This is a genomic window from Georgenia sp. SYP-B2076, from assembly GCF_003991205.1.
Taxonomy (GTDB): Bacteria; Actinomycetota; Actinomycetes; order Actinomycetales; family Actinomycetaceae; genus Georgenia.
In genome coordinates this window covers 368,487-388,630 of the sequence record NZ_RXOZ01000022.1, presented here as the reverse complement: position 1 = coordinate 388,630, position 20,144 = coordinate 368,487, and the positions used below count along the sequence as shown (strand labels likewise).

Below are 20,144 nucleotides of genomic sequence, written 5' to 3'. Positions count from 1 at the left end.
GGTCACAGGCCGTCAGGTGTCCCGCGGTGGACAGCGACGAGAGGCGTCAGTGGCGCGGCCTACCATGGGGCCAGCCGACAACGAAGGGGGACAGCGCTGTGACCGTGCTGGAAGACATCGTCGCAGGGGTCCGTGAGGACCTCGCCGAACGTGAGGCGCAGCGTCCGCTGGACGTGCTCAAGGAGATGGCGCAGCGGCAGGACAGCGCCAAGGACGCCGTCGCCGCCCTGCGCGGCGAGCACGACGCCGTCACCATCATCTCCGAGGTGAAGCGGTCGAGCCCGTCCAAGGGCGCCCTCGCCGACATCGCGGACCCGGCCGGGCTGGCCTCCGAGTACGAGGCCGGCGGCGCCAGCGTGATCTCCGTGCTCACCGAGCGGCGCCGCTTCGGCGGGTCCCTCGAGGACCTCGCCGCCGTGCGCGCCGTCGTGGACATCCCCGTGCTGCGCAAGGACTTCATCGTCACCCCCTACCAGGTGTGGGAGGCGCGGGCCTACGGCGCGGACCTGCTGCTCCTCATCGTCGCGGCGCTCGAGCAGGAGGCCCTCGTCTCCCTCATCGAGCGGACGGAGTCCCTCGGCATGAACGCCCTGGTCGAGGCCCACAACCGCGAGGAGGCCCAGCGCGCCGTCGACGCGGGGGCCCGCGTGGTCGGCATCAACGCCCGCAACCTGCACACGCTCACCGTGGACCGCTCCGTGTTCGCCCAGGTCGTCGATGTCGTCCCCGCCGGCATCCTCAAGGTCGCGGAGTCCGGCGTCCGGGGCCCGCACGACGTGCTGGACTACGGCCGCTCCGGGGCGGACGCCGTCCTCGTCGGGGAGGCGCTGGTCACCCAGGGCAACCCGCGCGGTGCCGTCGCGGACATGGTGGCCGCCGGCGCGCACCCGTCCCTGCGGGCGGTGCGCAAGTGAGCGACCTGCAGACCGGCCACCTCGCGGACGCGGCCGGACCCTACTTCGGTGACTTCGGCGGGCGCTTCGTCGCCGAGGCGCTGGTCGCCGCGCTGGACGACCTGACGCAGGCCTGGGAAGAGCTCAAGGTCGACCCCGAGTACCTCGCCGAGATCGACCACCTCAACCGGACCTACACCGGCCGCCCCAGCATCATCACGGAGGTGCCCCGCTTCGCGGAGCACGCCGGCGGCGCCCGGATCATCCTCAAGCGCGAGGACCTCAACCACACCGGCTCCCACAAGATCAACAACGTTCTCGGCCAGGCCCTGCTGACCCGCAAGGTCGGCAAGAAGCGCGTCATCGCGGAGACCGGAGCGGGACAGCACGGGGTGGCCACGGCCACGGCCGCCGCGCTCCTCGGCCTCGAGTGCACCATCTACATGGGCGAGGAGGACACGCGCCGCCAGGCGCTCAACGTCGCCCGCATGCGGCTGCTCGGCGCCGAGGTCGTGCCGGTCACCGCCGGTTCGCGCACCCTCAAGGACGCCATCAACGAGGCGTTCCGCGACTGGGTGACCAACGTCGAGACCACCAACTACATCTTCGGTACCGCCGCGGGCCCCCACCCCTTCCCGGCGATGGTCCGCGACCTGCAGAAGATCATCGGTGACGAGGCCCGCGCCCAGGTGCTCGAGCTGACCGGCCGCCTGCCCGACATCGTCGCGGCCTGCGTCGGCGGCGGCTCGAACGCGATCGGCATCTTCAACGCCTTCCTCGACGACGAGGGCGTGCGCCTGGTCGGCCTCGAGGCCGCCGGGGACGGCGTCGAGACGGGACGGCACGCGGCCTCCATCACGGGCGGCGACCCCGGGGTGCTGCACGGCGCCCGGACCTTCGTACTCCAGGACGAGGACGGCCAGACCAAGGAGTCGCACTCGATCTCAGCGGGGCTCGACTACCCGGGCGTGGGCCCCGAGCACTCGTGGCTCGCCAGCATCCACCGCGCCGAGTACCAGCCCGTCACGGACACCGAGGCCATGGACGCGTTCCGGCTGCTGTGCCGCACGGAGGGCATCATGCCGGCGATCGAGAGCGCCCACGCCCTCGCCGGCGCCATCCGCCTCGGCCTGGAGGCCAAGGACGCCGGCCGGCCCGCCCCCACCATCCTCGTGAACCTGTCCGGGCGCGGGGACAAGGATGTCGAGACCGCCGCCGCCTGGTTCGAGCTCCTCGACGCGGGCGAGCACGACGGCAACGTGCCGGAGACCTCCGCGGACCCCGGCGACGGGACCAAGACCGGCTCGGTGGACGGCGCCGGGTACAACGCCACCGGCAGCGTGGAGAAGTGAGCAGCGCACCCATGACGAACACCCCGACCACCGCCGCGACGACGTCGAAGAGCGCGGCGGCGATCGACGCCGCGAAGGCACGCGGGGGAGCGGCCCTCGTGGGCTACCTGCCCGTGGGGTTCCCCGACGTCGACACCTCGGTGCGCGCCGCGCGCGCGCTCGTCGCCGCCGGCGCGGACGTCATCGAGCTGGGCCTGCCCTACTCCGACCCGGGGATGGACGGCGAGGTCATCCAGCGGGCGGCCCAGGCGGCGCTCGACGGCGGCACACGCACCGCCGACGTGCTGCGCGCCGTCGAGCGCGTCGCCGAGACGGGCGCCGCCGTGCTCGTGATGACCTACTACAACCCCGTCTACCACTACGGCGTGGACCGCTTCGCGCGCGACCTGGCCTCCGCCGGCGGCGCCGGCCTCATCACCCCGGACCTGATCCCCGACGAGGCCGCCGAGTGGGTCGCCGCCTCCGACGCCCACGGCCTCGACCGGGTCTTCCTCGTCGCGCCCAGCTCGACGGACGCGCGCCTGCGGATGACCTCCGAGGCCTGCCGGGGCTTCGTCTATGCGGCCTCCACCATGGGGGTCACGGGAGCCCGGGCGAGCGTCGACGACCACGCCCGCGGCCTGGTCGCCCGCACCCGGGAGGCGGGGGCCGAGCGCGTGTGTGTCGGCCTCGGCGTGTCCAACCGCGAGCAGGCAGCGGAGATCGCCGCGTACGCCGACGGCGTCATCGTCGGCTCGGCGTTCGTGCGGGCCCTCATGCGGGACGACGGCGACGCGGACGCCGGCGTGCGCGACCTCAGCGTGCTCGCCGAGCAGATCGCCGCGGGGGCCCACGGGGCCTGAGCCCGGACGCGGCGGCTCGCCGCGGCACCGGACCAGTACGCTGCGCAGGTGCTCCCCGACCTCCTCGCCTCCGCGCCCGGCCTGCTCCCCTCCGGGATCCCGAGCCCCTCGCAGGGCGTGTGGCACCTCGGGCCGGTGCCGCTGCGCGCGTACGCGATCGCCATCCTCCTCGGCGGGATCTTCGCCTGGTGGATCCTCGACCGGCGCTACACCGCCAAGGGCGGCCCCAAGGACACGGCGGTCGACGTCGTCTTCTGGATGGTGCCCTTCGGGATCGTCGGCGCACGGTTGTATCACGTCCTCACCACGCCGGACCCGTACTTCGGGCCGGACGGGAACCCCTGGAACGCGTTCGCCATCTGGAACGGGGGCCTGGGCATCTGGGGGGCTGTGGCCCTCGGCGCGGTGGGCGCCTGGATCGGCCTGCGGCGCCGCGGCCTGCGGCTGGCCCCCTTCGCCGACGCGCTCGCCCCCGGCCTGCTCGTCGCGCAGGCCGTCGGGCGGCTGGGGAACTACTTCAACCAGGAGCTCTACGGCAGGCCCACCACGCTGCCCTGGGGCCTGGAGATCGACGACGCCCACCTCGTCGCCGGAGCCGCGCCCGGCACGCTGTTCCATCCCACCTTCCTCTACGAGATGCTCTGGAACCTGGCCATGGTGGCCGTGCTGGTGTGGGCGGAGCGGCGCTTCCGGCTGGGCCACGGCCGGGTGTTCTGGCTCTACGTCATGCTCTACACGCTCGGCCGGGTCTGGATCGAGATGCTTCGGATCGACGAGGCCGAGATGGTCCTCGGGCTCCGGCTGAACGTCTGGACCTCGATCGTCATCTTCCTCGTCGCCCTCGTGGTCTTCGTGGTGGTCGGGGCCCGGACCCGCGGCCAGGCGGACAGCCTGTGGCTGCCCGGCCGTGAGCCGCACGACGACGACGTGGACGCGTCCGCGGGCGCAACCGTCGCGGCATCCACGGGCTCCGTCCCGTCGACGGACGCAGCAGCCGCATCCACGGACTCCGCCGCTGAGAAGGCCGACGCCGCCGAGGAGGCCGTCGCCGACGACGGGGCCACCGGACGCGGGCCGGCGCAGGGCACCGGTTCCGGGCACGGTCCCGTCCGCGCCTGAGGCGCCCCGCCCGCGCCTGAGGCGGCCGACCCGCGCCGGAGGCGGCCGACCCGCGCCGGAGGCGGCCGGCCCGCGCCCCCGGCCGCCGTCCCGTGACCCGGTCGCTGACCCGCTCGCGCGGGCCGCGCCTGCCCTCCTCTTGACAGGTGCGGCGGCCAGGCATTTCTCTGGAACGGAGCGCGCCGTCGTACGGGCGTTCCGGCGTCACGCCGTCGAGTGTCAAGCATGTGGACACCTTGTGTTTCGCACTGGTCATCAGCGAGTAATATCGCGGCACCCGAGGGACGACGGCGCCCCACCGGCATCACTTGCTCGACGATGCGGGGAGCCTTCTGGGCGCCTCGCGGTGAGGACGACACCCGGATGGATGCAGCTCAACCCACGGCCGGCCCCTTCAGCGCGCCGGCCCGCACCGGCCTCTACGACCCCGGGCACGAGCACGACGCGTGCGGCGTCGCCTTCGTCGCCACCCTGCGCGGCACGGCGGGCCGGGACATCGTCGACGCCGGGCTGACCGCCCTGACCAACCTCGACCACCGCGGCGCCGTCGGGGCGGAGGAGAACACCGGCGACGGCGCCGGGATGCTCACCCAGGTGCCCGACGCCTTCCTGCGGGCGGTCGTCGACTTCGACCTGCCCGCCGCCGGGCGCTACGCCGCCGGCCTGGTCTTCCTCCCGGGGGCCGGGAAGGGAGAGGACGCCCGCGCCGACGCGGTGGCCCGCATCGAGGCCATCGCCGCCGAGGAGGACCTGACCGTCCTCGGCTGGCGCGAGGTGCCCGTGGACGCGTCCATGATCGGGCCGAGCGCGCTGGAGACCATGCCGACGTTCCGCCAGCTCTTCGTGACCGGCGGCGAGCTGGCGGGCCTCGAGCTCGACCGGCGCGCCTACCGGCTGCGCAAGCGCTCGGAGCGGGAGACGGGCATCTACTTCGCCTCGCTCTCGGCGCGCACCCTCGTCTACAAGGGCATGCTCACCACGACCCAGCTGCGCCCGTTCTTCCCGGACCTGTCCGACGAGCGGTTCGCGAGCGAGATCGCCCTCGTGCACTCGCGCTTCTCCACGAACACCTTCCCGTCGTGGCCGCTGGCCCAGCCGTTCCGGATGGTCGCGCACAACGGCGAGATCAACACGGTGCGCGGCAACCGCAACTGGATGGCGGCACGCGAGGGCATGCTCGGCTCCGACCTGCTCGGCGACCTCGACCAGCTGCTCCCGGTGTGCACCCCCGGCGCCTCCGACTCGGCGACGTTCGACGAGGTCCTCGAGCTCCTCCACCTCGCCGGCCGGTCGCTGCCGCACGCGGTGCTCACGATGATCCCCGAGGCGTGGCAGAACCACACGTCCATGGACCCGGCCGTGCGGGCCTTCTACGAGTACACCTCCACGCTCATGGAGCCGTGGGACGGCCCGGCGGCGATGACGTTCACCGACGGCACGGTCATCGGCGCCGTCATGGACCGCAACGGGCTGCGCCCGGGGCGCTTCTGGGTGACCGAGGACGGGCTGGTGATCCTCGCCTCGGAGTCAGGCGTGCTGGACATCGCCCCGGAGAGGATCGTGCGGAAGGGGCGGCTCGAGCCGGGCCGGATGTTCCTCGTGGACACCGGCTCCGGCCGGATCGTCGAGGACGAGGAGATCAAGCGCACCCTCGCCGAGCTCCACCCCTACCAGCAGTGGCTCGACGAGGGCCTGGTCCGGTTCGAGGACCTGCCGGAGCGAGAGCACGTCGACCACTCCCGCCTCTCCGTCGTGCGCCGGCAGCAGACCTTCGGCTACACCGAGGAGGAGCTGCGCATCCTCGTCGCGCCGATGGCCGCGACCGGCGCCGAGGCGATCGGCTCGATGGGCACCGACACCCCCGTCGCGGTGCTCTCCTCCCGGCCGCGCCTGCTCTTCGACTACTTCAGCCAGCTCTTCGCGCAGGTGACGAACCCGCCGCTGGACGCCATCCGCGAGGAGCTCGTCACGGCGCTGGGCGGGGCGATCGGACCGGAGCCGAACCTCCTCGAGGACACCCCGGAGCACACCCACAAGCTGGTCGTGCCGTTCCCGACGATCGACAACGACCAGCTCGCCAAGATCCGGAACATCGGCAAGGTGCCGCACCTGGGCCACGGGTTCACGTCCGTCACCGTCTCGGGCCTCTACCCCGTCGCCGGGGGCGGCGCCGCGCTGCAGGCACGGCTGGAGGAGATCTTCGCCGAGGTCGACGCGGCCGTGGAGAGCGGCGTGAGCTTCATCGTCCTGTCCGACCGCGAGTCGACGGCCGAGCTCGCCCCGATCCCGTCGCTGCTCCTGACCTCGGCCGTGCACCACCACACGCTGCGCCAGCACACCCGGACGAAGATCTCCCTGATCGTCGAGGCCGGGGACGTGCGCGAGGTCCACCACGTGGCGCTGCTCATCAGCTACGGCGCGGCGTGCGTGAACCCGTACCTCGCGATGGAGAGCGTCGAGCACCTCGTGCGCTCCGGCGTCGTCTCCGGGGTCACGCCGCAGCAGGCGGTGAAGAACCTCATCAAGGGCCTGGGCAAGGGCGTCCTCAAGGTGATGTCCAAGATGGGCATCGCGACCGTGGCCTCCTACCGCGGGGCGCAGGTCTTCGAGGCCATCGGCCTCTCCGACGACCTGGTGGAGGAGTACTTCACCGGCACCCCCTCCCCGCTGGGCGGGGTGGGCCTGGACGTCATCGCCGCCGAGGTCGCCGCCCGGCACGCCACCGCCTACCCCCGCTCGGGCATCTCGCCGGCGCACCGCACGCTGCGCATGGGCGGGGAGTACCAGTGGCGCCGCGAGGGCGAGCCGCACCTGTTCGACCCCGAGACGATCTTCCGGCTGCAGCACTCCACCCGCACCCGCCAGTTCGACATCTTCCGCAAGTACACCGACGGCGTGAACGCCCAGTCGGAGCGGCTGATGACGCTGCGCGGGCTGATGACGTTCAAGGACGGCCGCGAGCCGATCAGCATCGACGAGGTCGAGCCGGTCAGCTCGATCGTCAAGCGGTTCTCGACCGGGGCGATGAGCTACGGCTCCATCTCCGCGGAGGCGCACGAGACGCTCGCGATCGCCATGAACATGCTCGGTGCGAAGTCCAACACGGGCGAGGGCGGCGAGGACACCGACCGCCTGCACGACCCGCGCCGGCGCTCCGCGATCAAACAGGTCGCCTCGGGCCGGTTCGGCGTCACGTCGGACTACCTCACCAACGCCGAGGACATCCAGATCAAGGTCGCCCAGGGCGCCAAGCCCGGCGAGGGCGGCCAGCTGCCCGCGCACAAGGTCTACCCGTGGGTGGCCAAGACGCGGCACTCGACCCCCGGCGTCGGGCTCATCTCCCCGCCGCCCCACCACGACATCTACTCGATCGAGGACCTCGCCCAGCTCATCCATGACCTGAAGAACGCGAACCCGGCGGCGCGCATCCACGTCAAGCTGGTCAGCGAGATCGGGGTGGGCACGGTCGCCGCCGGCGTCGCGAAGGCGCACGCGGACGTCGTCCTCGTCTCCGGGCACGACGGCGGCACGGGCGCCAGCCCGCTGACCTCGCTCAAGCACGCCGGGGCGCCGTGGGAGATCGGCCTGGCCGAGACCCAGCAGACGCTCGTGCTCAACGACCTCCGCGACCGGATCGTGGTCCAGACCGACGGCCAGCTCAAGACCGGCCGCGACGTCGTGGTCGCGGCGCTGCTCGGCGCCGAGGAGTTCGGCTTCTCCACGGCCCCGCTGGTCGTGGAGGGCTGCATCATGATGCGCGTGTGCCACCTGGACACCTGCCCGGTGGGCGTCGCCACGCAGAACCCCGAGCTGCGCAAGCGGTTCACCGGCAAGGCCGAGCACGTGGTGACGTTCTTCGAGTTCATCGCCCAGGAGGTGCGCGAGCTGCTCGCCTCCCTCGGCCTGCGCTCGATCGAGGAGGCCGTCGGCCAGGTGGACCTGCTCGACACGCGCAAGGCGGTGGACCACTGGAAGGCCTCCGGCCTGGACCTCGCGCCGCTGCTCGCCAAGGTCGAGCCCAAGGAGGGGTCGGCCCTGCGCCAGGTCCGGCACCAGGACCACGGCCTCGAGAAGGCGCTGGACAACCAGCTCATCGCCCTGTCCGAGCCGGCCCTCGAGCGCGGCGAACGGGTCACGATCGACCTGCCGGTGCGCAACGTGAACCGCACGGTCGGGACCATGCTCGGCCACGAGATCACCCGCCGCCACGGCGCGGAGGGCCTGCCCGACGGCACGATTGACATCACCCTGACCGGCTCGGCCGGTCAGTCCTTCGGCGCCGTCCTCCCGCGCGGCATCACGCTGCGCCTGGTCGGTGACACGAACGACTACGTCGGCAAGTCCCTCTCCGGCGGGCGCATCGTCGTGCGGCCCGACCCGCGGTCGATCTTCCCCGCCGAGGACAACGTCATCGCCGGGAACGTCATCGCCTACGGCGCCACCTCGGGGGAGATCTACCTCCGCGGCCGCGCCGGCGAGCGGTTCGCGGTGCGCAACTCGGGGGCGACGGCGGTCGTCGAGGGCGTGGGCGACCACGCCGCCGAGTACATGACCGGCGGGACCCTGCTCATCCTGGGCCCCACCGGGCGGAACTTCGGCGCCGGCATGTCCGGCGGCACCGCGTACCTCCTCGACGTCGACACCGGCCAGGTCAACGCGCCGGCCCTCGCCGGCGGCGAGCTGATCCTGGCGGAGCTCGACCCGGAGGACCACGCGATCGTCGTCGACCTCCTGCGCCGGCACCGCGACCTGACCGGCTCGTCGGTGGCCGGGGAGCTGCTGGAGGACCTCGGCACCCTGGACGGGCGGATCACCAAGGTGCTCCCGCGTCAGTACGCCGCCGTCTCCGCCGCCCTCGTCAAGGCGGCCGAGGACGGCCTGGACCCGAGCTCGCCCGACGTGTGGGCCAACATCATGGAGGCGACCCGTGGCTGACCCGCGCGGATTCATGCAGTACACCGAGCGCGAGCTCCCGAAGCGCCGGCCGGTCCCGGTGCGCATCATGGACTTCCACGAGGTCTACGAGCGCCGCGCGGAGGACGCCGCGGCGCTCACCCGGCAGGCCAGCCGCTGCATGGACTGCGGCGTGCCGTTCTGCCACAACGGCTGCCCGCTGGGCAACCTCATCCCGGAGTGGAACGAGCTCACCCGCCACGAGGACTGGCAGGGCGCGATCGAACGCCTGCACGCGACGAACAACTTCCCGGAGTGGACCGGGCGCCTGTGCCCGGCCCCCTGCGAGACGGCGTGCGTGCTGGGCATCAACCAGCCGCCGGTGACGATCAAGAACATCGAGCAGTCCATCGCCGACAACGCCTGGGAGCTGGGCCTCGTCCGGCCGCGCATCCCCCAGCGGCTCACGGGGTACACGGTCGCCGTCATCGGCTCCGGCCCCGCGGGCCTCGCCGCCGCGCAGCAGCTCACCCGCGCGGGGCACACGGTCGCCGTGTACGAGAAGGACGACCAGATCGGCGGGCTGCTCACCTACGGCATCCCGGACTTCAAGATGGAGAAGGACCAGGTCACGCGCCGCCTCGCGCAGATGGAGGCCGAGGGCACCCGCTTCCGTCCCTCCGTCGACGTCGGCGGCCCGGGACCCGGCTCGCTCAGCGGGCAGGACCTCCTCGAGCGCTACGACGCCGTGGTCCTCGCCATGGGCTCGACCGTCCCCCGCGAGCTGGGCGTGCCCGGACGCGACCTGGGCGGGATCCACCCCGCCATGGAGTACCTCGTCCAGGCCAACCGGGCGGTGGACGGCCAGGACGTGCCCGGCCAGGTCCTCGCCGAGGGCAAGGACGTCGTCATCATCGGCGGCGGCGACACCGGGTCGGACTGCCTCGGCACCGCCACGCGCCAGCGGGCCCGGTCGGTCACCCAGATCGACATCAACCCGCTGCCCTCCGGCGACCGGCCCGAGAACCAGCCCTGGCCGACCTACCCGAAGGTCTACCGGGTCTCGACCTCGCACGAGGAGAACGGTGAGCGCCTCTACGCCAGCTCCACCGTCGAGTTCCTCTCCGACGGCTCGGCCGGCGAGGGGCAGGTCACGCACCTGCGCCTGGTGGACGTGGACCGCACGTCCGGGCAGACCGTGCCGGTCGAGGGCACCGAGCGGGTCATCCCCGCCCAGCTGGTGCTCCTCGCCCTCGGCTTCACCGGCGTGCCGCGCACCGGCCTGGTCGAGCAGCTCGGCCTGGAGCTGGACCACCGCGGGCGGGTGGTGCGCGATGAGAGTTTCGCCACCTCGGTGCCCGGCGTCTACGTGGCCGGTGACGCCGGACGGGGCCAGTCCCTCATCGTCTGGGCGATCGCGGAGGGGCGCTCCGCGGCGTCCTCCGTCGACGCGTTCCTGCGCGGGGAGACCGAGCTTCCGGCCCCGATCCTGCCCTCCACGGTGTCCGTGTCCGCCTGAGCGGCGCCGCCGCCACCGCACCCCCCGGCGGCCCGGCGGTCCCTGCCCCGGGGCCGCCGGGGGGCGCGGGCGGCCGCCCGGGGACCGCCGGGCCGGCGAGGCAACTCGTGGCACCCGGGACCTCGCGCGGGCGGCCTGGGACCTCCAGGCTCTAGGCTGGGGACCATGCGCAGAGCGAAGATCGTGGCCACCCTCGGCCCCGCAACAGAGTCCCCCGAGAAGGTCCAGGAGCTGGTCGACGCCGGCATGGACGTCGCCCGGATCAACCGGAGCCACGGAGCCGTGGAGGAGCACGAGGCGGTCTACCGCAACGTGCGCGCCGCCGCGCAGGCCTCCGGCCGGGCCATCGCGGTGCTCGTCGACCTCCAGGGCCCGAAGATCCGGCTGGGCAACTTCGCCGACGGGAAGGTCGCGCTCCACGAGGGCGACACCTTCACCATCACCACCGAGGACGTCTCCGGCACCGCCGAGCTCGCCTCAACCACCTACAAGGGCCTGCCCGGCGACTGCCACCCGGGCGACCGCATCCTCATCGACGACGGCAAGGTCGCGGTGCGCGTCCTCGAGGTGGACGGCCCCCGCGTCGTCACCCGCGTGGAGGTGGCCGGCGACGTCTCCAACCACAAGGGCCTCAACCTCCCCGGCGTCGCGGTGAACGTGCCCGCCCTGTCCGAGAAGGACAAGGAGGACCTCCGCTGGGCCCTGCGCATCGGCGCGGACCTCATCGCCCTGTCCTTCGTGCGCTCCGCCGCCGACGTCGAGGACGTCCACGCGATCATGGACGAGGAGGGACGCCGCGTCCCGGTCATCGCGAAGGTCGAGAAGCCGCAGGCCGTCGAGAACCTCGTCGAGGTCGTCGACGCCTTCGACGGCATCATGGTCGCCCGCGGGGACCTCGGCGTGGAGCTGCCGCTCGAGCAGGTCCCGCTCGTCCAGAAGCGCGCGATCGAGCTCGCCCGCCGCAACGCCAAGCCCGTCATCGTCGCCACCCAGATGCTCGAGTCGATGATCACGAACCCCCGTCCCACCCGGGCCGAGGCCTCCGACGTCGCCAACGCGATCCTCGACGGCGCCGACGCGGTCATGCTCTCCGCCGAGACGTCCGTGGGCGCGTACCCCATCGAGACCGTGCGGACCATGGCGCGCATCGTGGAGAACACCGAGGAGAACGGCGGCGAGCGGATCGCCCCGCTGGGGTCCAGCCCGCACACGCGCGGCGGCGTCATCACCCGCGCGGCCGCCGAGATCGGCGAGATGCTCGAGGTCAAGTACCTCGTCACCTTCACCCAGTCCGGTGACTCCGCGCGCCGGATGTCCCGCCTGCGCTCGCCCATCCCGCTGCTCGCCTTCACGCCGTCGACCGACGTGCGCAACACCCTCGCGCTGACGTGGGGCGCGCAGACGTACACCGTGCCCGAGGTCAGCCACACCGACGACATGGTCAACCAGGTCGACCAGCTCCTGCAGACCACCGGTCTGGCGGAGGAGGGCGACCGGGTCGTCATCGTCGCCGGGATGCCCCCGGGCAAGGTCGGCTCGACCAATTCGATCCGCATGCACAAGATCGGGGAGACCTACACCAAGGCCTGATCTCAACCCGAGGACCGGGCCGGGGGAGGGACGATGACCGGCGTCGCGCGGTGGACGGTCGCACTGGCGGCCGCGAGCGTGGTGTGCTGGCTGTTGTCCTTCTCCTGGGTCCTCGGCGGGGCCATCCCCGTGGGCGTCCCCGCGGGGTGGCGGGTCTCGCCGTGGGTCGTCGCCGAGCTCGCCGCCATCCCCCTGGGGGTGGCGGCGGCCGTGTGCGGGGCGGTGGAGCTCGGCAACAGCGCCTCCCCGGGCCGGCGGTGGATCACGCTGGCGGCGTGGGCCGGCGGTTTCGCGGCCCTGCTGGCGACGATCGGCGTCGCCAGCTCGTAGGCGCCGCGGCGCGCATCCGCGCCGGCCCTCCTCGCCGGGCCGCCGGTCTCGCGCACGTGCCGGCGCGGACGGTGGCACGGGCACCCCGCGGGCCGCGCTAGCCTGAGGCCCGCAACACGCTCCTGTGGTGGAACTGGCAGACACACCGCACTCAAAATGCGGCGCCGCGAGGCGTGCGGGTTCGAGTCCCGCCGGGAGCACCGTCCGGCCGCCGGATCCCACGGGGGTGCCGGGGACGGGGTGTTAACCGTGTCACGTGACCGGGGGGCAGGGCTGCCCGGGAGCCTCACGGGCTATACGCTTGCACGCGTGACAGACAAGCAGACCGAAGCTCCCACCAGTGGCGACGCGGCCACCTCCAGCGACGACGCACCGGAGAACCCCGCCGCTGACGCCGTCGAGCTGCCCGGCCCGGAGGCCGGCGCGAGGCAGGAGGCCGTCGGTCGGCGCCGCGTGGTCGTCGCCGAGGACGAGACCCTCATCCGCCTGGACATCGTCGAGAGCCTGAACGACGCCGGGTTCGACGTCGTCGGGGAGGCCGCCGACGGGGAGGCCGCGGTGCGCCTGGCCACGGAGCTCGAGCCCGACGTCGTCGTCATGGACGTCAAGATGCCCGTCATGGACGGCATCACCGCCGCCGAGCGGATCATCGCGGGCCGTACGTGCGCGGTCGTGATGCTCACGGCGTTCTCGCAGAAGGAGCTCGTGGAGCGGGCGCGCGACGCGGGGGCCATGGCCTACGTCGTCAAGCCGTTCACCCCGGCCGACCTGCTTCCCGCCGTCGAGATTGCGATCTCGCGCCACCAGGAGATCACCTCGCTCGAGGCGGAGGTCGCCTCGCTGTCCGAGCAGTTCGAGACCCGCAAGCGCGTGGACCGCGCCAAGGGGCTGCTCATGACGAAGATGGGCCTGTCCGAGCCCGAGGCCTTCCGGTGGATCCAGAAGACGTCCATGGACCGCCGCCTCACCATGCGCGAGGTGGCCGACGCCGTCATCGAGCAGGTCGGCTCCAAGTAGGCCCACGCCCGTCGACGCAGGCCCGGCCCTCCTTCTGGAGGGCCGGGCCTGCGTCGTCGGCCCGCGCCCTCGCACGGTCCGTCCCCTCGCACGGCCCGCGCCGGCGGGGCGTGCGTGCGCGCCCAGGAGCGCCCGGCCGCCCCGACCGGCGCCGCAATCGTGACCGTTCCGTGATGGTCCGGTCGCGAATTCCAGGACACGGACACATGTCCCCAATACGTTTCTCCCACGACGGCGTGACCTGGGCGCTGCGGACGAAGGAGACGGTATGAGTCGCAGGAGAACAGCGGTCCGGTCCCTCGCGCTGGCGGCGGCGGTGTCCCTCACCCTCGCCGCCTGCGGGTCCGCGGAGGGGGAGGGCGAGCCCGCCGAGGGCGGCAAGGGCCTGGTCCTGGGCACGCTGCTGCCCCAGACGGGTTCGCTCTCGCAGCTGGGACCGCCCGAGATCGCGGGCGTCGACCTCGCGGTGAAGGAGATCAACGCGGCCGGCGGCGTGCTCGGCGCCGACGTCACGACGTCGCACAAGGACTCCTCGGACGCCGACAACGCCCAGGTGGCGACGCAGTCGGTCACCGAGCTGCTCAGCGAGAACGTCTCCGTGATCATCGGCGCGGCCTCCTCGCAGGTCACGCTGAACGTCATCGACGACGTCGTCGGCGACGAGACGGTGATGTTCTCCCCGGCGAACACGTCGGCGACGCTCTCGGGGTACAGCCCCTTCTTCTTCCGCACCGCTCCGCCGGACACCGTCCAGGGCGACGTGCTGGGCAACCTCATCCTCGCCGACGGCGTCTCGAACCTGGGCATCCTCGTCTTCAACGAGGACTACGGCACCGGCCTGCGGGACGTCATCCAGGGCGTCGTGGAGGGCGCCGGCGGCACCGTGACCTACGGCAAGCCCGGCGAGGAGTTCGACCCGACCGAGCAGAACTTCGCCACGATCGTGGGCAACGCGCTGGCGACCTCGCCGGACGCCATCGCCATCGTGACCTTCACGACCCAGACCCCGCTGATCATCGCCGAGCTCGTCAACCAGGGTTTCGACATGTCCAAGGTCTACTTCGTGGACGGCAACCTGCAGAACTTCGGCGCCGACTTCGACCCCGGCACCCTCGAGGGCGCCCAGGGCACCCAGCCCGGCGCCTTCCCGAGCGAGGAGTTCCAGGCGCGGCTCAAGGAGGTCGACCCGGACCTGAAGGACTACAACTACGCGGCCGAGTCCTACGACGCCGCGGTGCTCTCCGCCCTGGCGGCCGTGCGCGGCGGCGCCACCGACGGGCCGACCATCAAGGACAACATGGCGGCCGTGTCCGGCGCCGACGGCGGCACTGACTGCACCGGGTTCGAGGAGTGCGCCAAGCTCCTCGAGGACGGCGAGGAGATCGTCTACAAGTCCGTCTCGGGCAGCGGTCCCTTCAACGCGGACAACGACCCGTCCGCCGCCAACATCGGCATCTACCTCTTCGACGCCGAGAACAACAACGCCTTCCAGCGGGCGGAGTTCGGCGAGATCGGCTGACCTGCGGCGCGGCGACGAGGGCGGGGCCCCGGTGGCGACCACCGGGCCCCGCCGTCGTGCGTGCCACGTGCCACGTGCCACGTGCCACGTCCGTGCCCGGCCCCGTCCTCGCGCGTGCCCCGCCCCCCTCACGCGTGCCCGGCGCCGCCGGGTGCCGGGCCGTGACCGTGGGTGCTACGCCCCCGGCGGGCGGGCGGCGTCGGCCTTCTCGACGTCGGTGGCGAGGGTGCCGAGATAGAGCTCGACGACCTTGGGGTCGTCCATGAGGTCCCGGCCGCGGCCGGAGTAGGCGTTGGCGCCCTGGTCCAGGACGTAGGCCCGGTCGCAGATCTGCAGGCACCGGCGGGCGTTCTGCTCCACGATGACGATGGAGACGCCGGCCTTGTTGATCTTGCGGGTGCGGATGAACGTCTCATCCTGGCGCACGGGGGACAGGCCCGCGGACGGCTCGTCCAGGAGCAGCACCGAGGGGTCCATCATCAGCGCGCGGGCCATCGCCACCATCTGGCGTTCCCCGCCGGAGAGGGAGCCGGCGCGCTGGCGCCGGCGGTCGCCGAGGGTGGGGAAGATGTCGACGATCGCCGCGAAGCGGTCGGCGAACCTCCCCGGCGACTGGTAGAGGCCCATCTGGAGGTTCTCCTCGATGGTCAGCGAGGGGAACACGTTGTTGTTCTGCGGGACGAAGCCGATGCCGCGGCGCACGAGGGAGTCGGCGCGCTCGTTGGTGATGTCGTCGCCGTCCAGGACCACGGAGCCCGACCGGACCGTCACGAGGCCGAAGAGGGCCTTGAGGAGGGTGGACTTGCCCGCGCCGTTGGGGCCGATGATGCCGACCAGCTCACCGGGGTGGACCTCGAGGTTGCAGCCACCCAGGATGTTCACCCCCGGCAGGTAGCCGGCGACGACGTCCCGGGCGCTGAGCAGCGGGTCGCCGTCGGGGGCGCCGGCGTGGGTGGTGGTCTGGCTCGCGGCGGTGGTCATCGGTCCTCCTCGAGCAACGAGTCGTCGCCCAGGTCGGTGTCGTGGTGGGCGCCGAGGTAGGCGTCGATGACGGCCTGCTCGTGCATGACCGTGTGCGCGGGGCCCTCCGCCACGATCCGCCCCTCGGCCATGACCACGACCCAGTCGGAGACGTGCCGGACCATGTGCATGTCGTGCTCGACGAACAGCACGGTCATGCCCTGGTTGCGCAGGTCGGTGATGTGCCCGAGCAGGGACTGCGTCAGCGCCGGGTTCACCCCGGCCATGGGCTCGTCGAGCATGATCATCTCGGGGTCGCTCATGAGCGCCCGCGCCATTTCGAGGAGCTTGCGCTGCCCGCCGGAGAGGCTGCCGGCGAAGTCGTCCCGCTTGGCGTCGAGCCTGAAGCGGGTCAGGAGGTCCATGGCCTTCTCGGTGACCTCCCGCTCGCGCGCCCGCCACAGCGGGGGCAGGAGCGCGACGGCGGGGTTCTCGCCCGGCTGCTGCCGCGCGCCGAGCCGCATGTTCTCCAGGACGGTCATGCGGCCCAGGGCCTTGGTGAGCTGGAACGTGCGGACCATGCCGGCGCGGGCGACCTTGGCGGCCCCCATCCGCTCCACGCGCCGGCCGTCGAAGGACCACCGCCCGGAGCTGGGCCGGTCGAAGCCCGTCAGGAGGTTGAAGAAGGTCGTCTTGCCCGCGCCGTTGGGCCCGATGAGCGCGGTGATGGCGTGCCGGGGGACCTCGAGGTGGTCCACGTCCACCGCCTTGATGCCGCCGAAGCTGCGGGTGACGTCGTCGGCCACGAGGATGGGGTCGGCCTTCGGCGCGCCGGGGACGTGCTCGGCGCGGCCCAGGTCGGGTACGGGCGCCCGCGCTGCGGCGGGCGTCTTGGCCTCAACGGACATTGATCGCCAGCTCCTTCTTGTCGCCCAGGAGGCCCTGCGGCCGGAAGATGATGAGCAGCATCAGCGCCACGCCCACGAGGATCCATCCGAAGGCCTCGATCTGGGCGACGCTCAGGACGTCTGCGGGGACGGCCGCGCGCATGACCGACTTGATGAGCATGAGGCCGGCCCAGAAGAGCATCGAGCCGAGGATCGGGCCGAAGACCGTCGCGGCCCCCCCGAGCAGCAGGATGGTCCAGATCCAGAACGTCGTCGGCCTGCCCATGGCATCGGGCTGCACGGCCCGGGGCAGCACGTACAGCACCCCCGCCAGGGCGCCGATCGTGCCGCCGAGGATCAGGGACTGCATCTTGTAGGAGAAGACGTTCTTGCCGAGGGAGCGCACCGCGTCCTCGTCCTCCCGGATCCCCTTGAGCACCCGTCCCCAGGGGCTCTTCATGAGCCGCCAGACGAGCAGGGCGACGAGCGCCACCACGGCCCAGCCGACGATCCGGAGCCACCAGCTGTTCGAGGCGTTGATGGCGTACGTGAACGGGCCGAGGGAGAACGTCCCGTCGGGCAGCGGGGAGGCGCCGGCGAAGGTGTGCTTGAAGGCGTTGCCGAGCAGGCCGTTGGACGCACCGGTGAGGTCGGTGAGCGCCGTCGACCGGCCGACGAGGCGGACGATCTCCGCCGCGGCGATGGTCACGATGGCGAGATAGTCCCCGCGCAGCTTCAGGGTCGGGATGCCCAGGATGATCGCGAAGACGACGGCGCAGCCGATCGCGACCGCCACGGCCGCCCACAGCGGCCAGCCGGCGATGGTGGAGATCGCGAAGCCGTAGGCGCCCAGGAGCATGAAGCCGGCCTGGCCCATGTTGAGCAGCCCGGTCAGGCCGAAGTGCACGTTCAGGCCGATGGCCGCCAGGGCGAACGCGGCGGTGGTGGGGGCGAAGAGCTCGCCGGCGACATTCGTGAGCAGGTTGGACCAGTCCATGTCGAGCCCTTTCCGTTAACCGACTCGTTGCGCGCGGCCGAGGAGGCCCTGAGGCCTCAGGAGCAGGACGACGATGAGGATGACCAGCGCGGCGGCGTAGCGCATGTCGCTGGGGATGACGAGGGTGGACAGCTCGACGACCAGGCCGATCACGAGAGAGCCGGCGAGCGCGCCGAACGCGGTGCCCAGCCCACCCAGGGTCACGGCCGCGAACATGAGCATGAGCAGCGCCGTCCCCATGTTCCACCGGGTGGCGCTGAGGTAGAGCCCGAGCAGCACGCCGCCGAGCGAGGCGAGCCCGGTGCTCAGCGTCCACACGAGCCGGACGATCCGGTCCACCCCGATGCCGGACGCCGCGGCGAGGGCGGCGTTGTCCGAGACGGCGCGGGTGGCCCGCCCGATCCGGGTGCCGGTGAGGAAGTACGCCACCGCGATCAGGACCATCACCGCGATGATGACCGACACCGCCGACTGCTCGGTCAGGCGGACCGGGCCCAGCCGGATGATGCCCGGGTTCGAGGTGACGATGCGCAGGCTGCCGCCGCCGGCGAGGAGGTTGAAGGCGTACTGCAGCGCCATGGACAGCCCGATCGTGACGATGATCTGCTGCGTGACGCCGACGCCCCGGCGGCGCAGCGGCGCCCAGATGGCGGCGTCCTGCAGGTACCCGGACAGGAGCCCGACGGCGACGGCCAGGACGCCGGCCACCACCAGGGGCAGCCCCACCACCTGGACGAGGTAGTAGGCCAGGAGCGCCCCGAGGGTGACCTGCTCGCCGTGGGCGAAGTTGCTCAGCCCGGTGGTGCCGTAGATGAGCGAGAGCCCCACGGAGGCGAGGGCCAGCATGAGGCCGAAGATGAGGCCGCTGACCACGAGCTGGATCACGCGCCCCGCGGTGATGTCCGAGCCGGCCGCCGCGGCGCTCTCCGGCGAGACCTCCGCCTCGCTGCCGCCCGCGGTGGTGCCGGCGGCGGTGGAGCCGGTCGTGGCCTCGTCGGGGCCCGTCGAGGCGTCGGGGGGCGGGGTGGCCGCGGCGGCGCCCCCGGCGGCGGGGGCGCCCAGCGGGAAGAGCGCGCCGGCGGTGCTGCCGAGCTCGACGGTGACGGTGCGCGGGTTGTTCGCGGGGTCGCGCAGCGTCTCCCCGGGCGGGAGGGTCGAGGCGTCGACCGCGACGGCGTACTCGCCGGCCGCGGTGACCGCGGCCGTCCAGCGGCCCTGCCCGTCCGTGGTGGCCACGACCCGGGTGCCCGCGCCCTCGACGGTGAGCGTCACGCCCGCGGCGGGCTCCCCGGCCGCGGTGCGGATCGTGCCGCCCAGGCAGCCCGTCGCGGCGTCGGGGGCGCACGCGGCGGTGGCGGCGCCCGCCGGGGCGGTGGTCCAGGGGAGGGGCGCCAGGGCGAGCAGCGCCGCCACGGCCAGGGCCAGGAGGACCGGGAGCGCGCCGAGCGGCGCACGAGCACGGGTGGCGCCGAGCGGCGCAGAAGCACGAGTGGCACCGGGTGTCACCGGGAGCCTCCGTCCGGTCGGCTGATCACGCCCGGCGGCCCGCGGTGGCCGCCCGAGTGGTGGTGAGCCTAGGGGAGGAGGTCTGCGAATCTGGTGACGTTCACCACATCAATTCGTCACGGAAGCGTTCCGGTTCGTCGCGGCGTCACCGCCGGGCCTCTCGACGAGCATGCAGCTCAGCCGTGCGGTACAGGTGCGGCGGCCCTCGTCGTCGACAATCACGATCTCGTAGGTGGCCGTGCGCCGGCCCTCGAACAGCGCGGTGGCGGTGGCGGTCACGGAACCGGCGCTCACCCCCCGGTGGTGGGTCGCGCTGATCTCGGTGCCCACGGCGGCGCGGCCGGGCCCCGCGTGGATCGTGGCCGCGAAGGAGCCCACCGTCTCCGCGAGGGCGGCGGAGGCCCCGCCGTGCAGGAGGCCGTGCGGCTGGGTGTTCCCGGCCACCGGCATGCGGGCCACCACGCGCTCCGGCCGCGCCTCGAGCACCTCGATCCCGAGCCGCTCGACGAGGGTGCCGACCGAGGCCGCGCGCAGCGCGGTGAGGACATCGTCCGTGTCGTTCATGTCTCAAGGGTGGCACGACGGTGCCGGCGCACCGCGCCGCCCACCAGCGACGGCGCGGCCCGCCGCCCCCGCCGGGGCCCGGGCGCGGCCTGTGCCCGCGAACCCGCCGCCACCTAGGGTGTCCTGTGTGACCGACAGCCAGCCCCCGCGTCTCCT

General features: G+C 72.7%; 15 protein-coding genes and 1 tRNA gene. 11 read left to right on the top strand and 5 right to left on the bottom strand.

The genetic code is table 11. The features are described from left to right. The first annotated feature begins 98 nt into the window (after positions 1 to 98). The 11 genes from trpC (at position 99) to EJK16_RS11020 (ending at position 15,074) form a co-directional block, all read left to right on the top strand. Positions 99 to 914: an indole-3-glycerol phosphate synthase TrpC gene (gene trpC, locus EJK16_RS11070; RefSeq protein WP_127129212.1), complete on the top strand. Its 816-nt coding sequence runs from the start codon at positions 99 to 101 to the stop codon at positions 912 to 914. Continuing rightward, a complete protein-coding gene (gene trpB, locus EJK16_RS11065; protein ID WP_240645935.1) occupies positions 911 to 2,245 on the top strand; it encodes a tryptophan synthase subunit beta in 1,335 nt (444 codons plus the stop codon). The genes trpC and trpB overlap by 4 nt, the downstream gene beginning before the upstream one ends. A gap of 11 nt (positions 2,246 to 2,256) precedes the next feature. Next, positions 2,257 to 3,087 (top strand): tryptophan synthase subunit alpha, encoded by an 831-nt coding sequence (gene trpA / locus EJK16_RS11060; protein WP_127129336.1) that lies wholly within the window; start codon positions 2,257 to 2,259, stop codon positions 3,085 to 3,087. A gap of 48 nt (positions 3,088 to 3,135) precedes the next feature. Further along, positions 3,136 to 4,206: a prolipoprotein diacylglyceryl transferase gene (gene lgt / locus EJK16_RS11055; RefSeq protein ID WP_370276017.1), complete on the top strand. Its 1,071-nt coding sequence runs from the start codon at positions 3,136 to 3,138 to the stop codon at positions 4,204 to 4,206. Positions 4,207 to 4,569: 363 nt separating this feature from the next. Then, complete coding sequence (gene gltB, locus EJK16_RS11050; RefSeq protein ID WP_127129210.1) at positions 4,570 to 9,141, top strand: glutamate synthase large subunit; 4,572 nt, start codon at positions 4,570 to 4,572, stop codon at positions 9,139 to 9,141. After that, on the top strand, positions 9,134 to 10,618 hold the full coding sequence (locus EJK16_RS11045; RefSeq protein WP_127129208.1) for a glutamate synthase subunit beta: 1,485 nt from the start codon (positions 9,134 to 9,136) through the stop codon (positions 10,616 to 10,618). The genes gltB and EJK16_RS11045 overlap by 8 nt, the downstream gene beginning before the upstream one ends. Positions 10,619 to 10,783: 165 nt before the next feature. Then, positions 10,784 to 12,208 (top strand): pyruvate kinase, encoded by a 1,425-nt coding sequence (pyk, locus tag EJK16_RS11040; RefSeq protein WP_127129206.1) that lies wholly within the window; start codon positions 10,784 to 10,786, stop codon positions 12,206 to 12,208. A 33-nt stretch (positions 12,209 to 12,241) separates the two neighbouring features. Beyond that, positions 12,242 to 12,538 carry a hypothetical protein gene (locus EJK16_RS11035; RefSeq protein WP_127129204.1) on the top strand — a complete coding sequence of 99 codons (297 nt, stop codon included), beginning with the start codon at positions 12,242 to 12,244 and terminating at the stop codon, positions 12,536 to 12,538. A gap of 118 nt (positions 12,539 to 12,656) precedes the next feature. Then, positions 12,657 to 12,738 (top strand) — tRNA-Leu (locus EJK16_RS11030). 202 nt (positions 12,739 to 12,940) lie between these two features. After that, the gene (locus tag EJK16_RS11025; protein WP_127129332.1) at positions 12,941 to 13,555 is read left to right on the top strand and encodes an ANTAR domain-containing response regulator; all 615 of its coding nucleotides are present in this window, start codon (positions 12,941 to 12,943) and stop codon (positions 13,553 to 13,555) included. A 268-nt stretch (positions 13,556 to 13,823) separates the two neighbouring features. Next, positions 13,824 to 15,074 (top strand): ABC transporter substrate-binding protein, encoded by a 1,251-nt coding sequence (locus EJK16_RS11020; RefSeq protein ID WP_127129202.1) that lies wholly within the window; start codon positions 13,824 to 13,826, stop codon positions 15,072 to 15,074. Between the two features lie 174 nt (positions 15,075 to 15,248). On the opposite strand, the gene EJK16_RS11015 is transcribed toward EJK16_RS11020, so the two are convergent. From EJK16_RS11015 to EJK16_RS10995, 5 genes are all read right to left on the bottom strand, one after another. Further along, entirely contained in the window at positions 15,249 to 16,055 is an 807-nt protein-coding gene (locus EJK16_RS11015; protein ID WP_127129200.1) for an ABC transporter ATP-binding protein, read from the bottom strand. Beyond that, a complete protein-coding gene (locus EJK16_RS11010) occupies positions 16,052 to 16,942 on the bottom strand; it encodes an ABC transporter ATP-binding protein (protein ID WP_127129198.1) in 891 nt (296 codons plus the stop codon). Before EJK16_RS11010 ends, EJK16_RS11015 begins: the two co-directional genes overlap by 4 nt. Further along, positions 16,932 to 17,918, bottom strand: coding sequence for a branched-chain amino acid ABC transporter permease (locus EJK16_RS11005; RefSeq protein WP_127129196.1), 987 nt, complete (start codon positions 17,916 to 17,918; stop codon positions 16,932 to 16,934). The genes EJK16_RS11010 and EJK16_RS11005 overlap by 11 nt, the downstream gene beginning before the upstream one ends. Before the next feature lie 15 nt (positions 17,919 to 17,933). Continuing rightward, positions 17,934 to 19,424, bottom strand: a complete 1,491-nt coding sequence (locus tag EJK16_RS11000) for a branched-chain amino acid ABC transporter permease (RefSeq protein ID WP_240645934.1) — start codon at positions 19,422 to 19,424, stop codon at positions 17,934 to 17,936. 108 nt (positions 19,425 to 19,532) lie between these two features. After that, a complete protein-coding gene (locus EJK16_RS10995; RefSeq protein ID WP_127129194.1) occupies positions 19,533 to 19,988 on the bottom strand; it encodes a hotdog fold thioesterase in 456 nt (151 codons plus the stop codon). Positions 19,989 to 20,144 lie beyond the last annotated feature (156 nt).

Coding starts and splice junctions, on each gene's coding strand:
- trpA (WP_127129336.1), top strand. CDS start 2,257: ATGACGAACACCCCGACCACCGCCGCGACGACGTCGAAGAGCGCGGCG.
- gltB (WP_127129210.1), top strand. CDS start 4,570: ATGGATGCAGCTCAACCCACGGCCGGCCCCTTCAGCGCGCCGGCCCGC.
- pyk (WP_127129206.1), top strand. CDS start 10,784: ATGCGCAGAGCGAAGATCGTGGCCACCCTCGGCCCCGCAACAGAGTCC.
- EJK16_RS11035 (WP_127129204.1), top strand. CDS start 12,242: ATGACCGGCGTCGCGCGGTGGACGGTCGCACTGGCGGCCGCGAGCGTG.
- EJK16_RS11020 (WP_127129202.1), top strand. CDS start 13,824: ATGAGTCGCAGGAGAACAGCGGTCCGGTCCCTCGCGCTGGCGGCGGCG.
- EJK16_RS11015 (WP_127129200.1), bottom strand. CDS start 16,055: ATGACCACCGCCGCGAGCCAGACCACCACCCACGCCGGCGCCCCCGAC.
- EJK16_RS11010 (WP_127129198.1), bottom strand. CDS start 16,942: ATGTCCGTTGAGGCCAAGACGCCCGCCGCAGCGCGGGCGCCCGTACCC.
- EJK16_RS11005 (WP_127129196.1), bottom strand. CDS start 17,918: ATGGACTGGTCCAACCTGCTCACGAATGTCGCCGGCGAGCTCTTCGCC.
- EJK16_RS10995 (WP_127129194.1), bottom strand. CDS start 19,988: ATGAACGACACGGACGATGTCCTCACCGCGCTGCGCGCGGCCTCGGTC.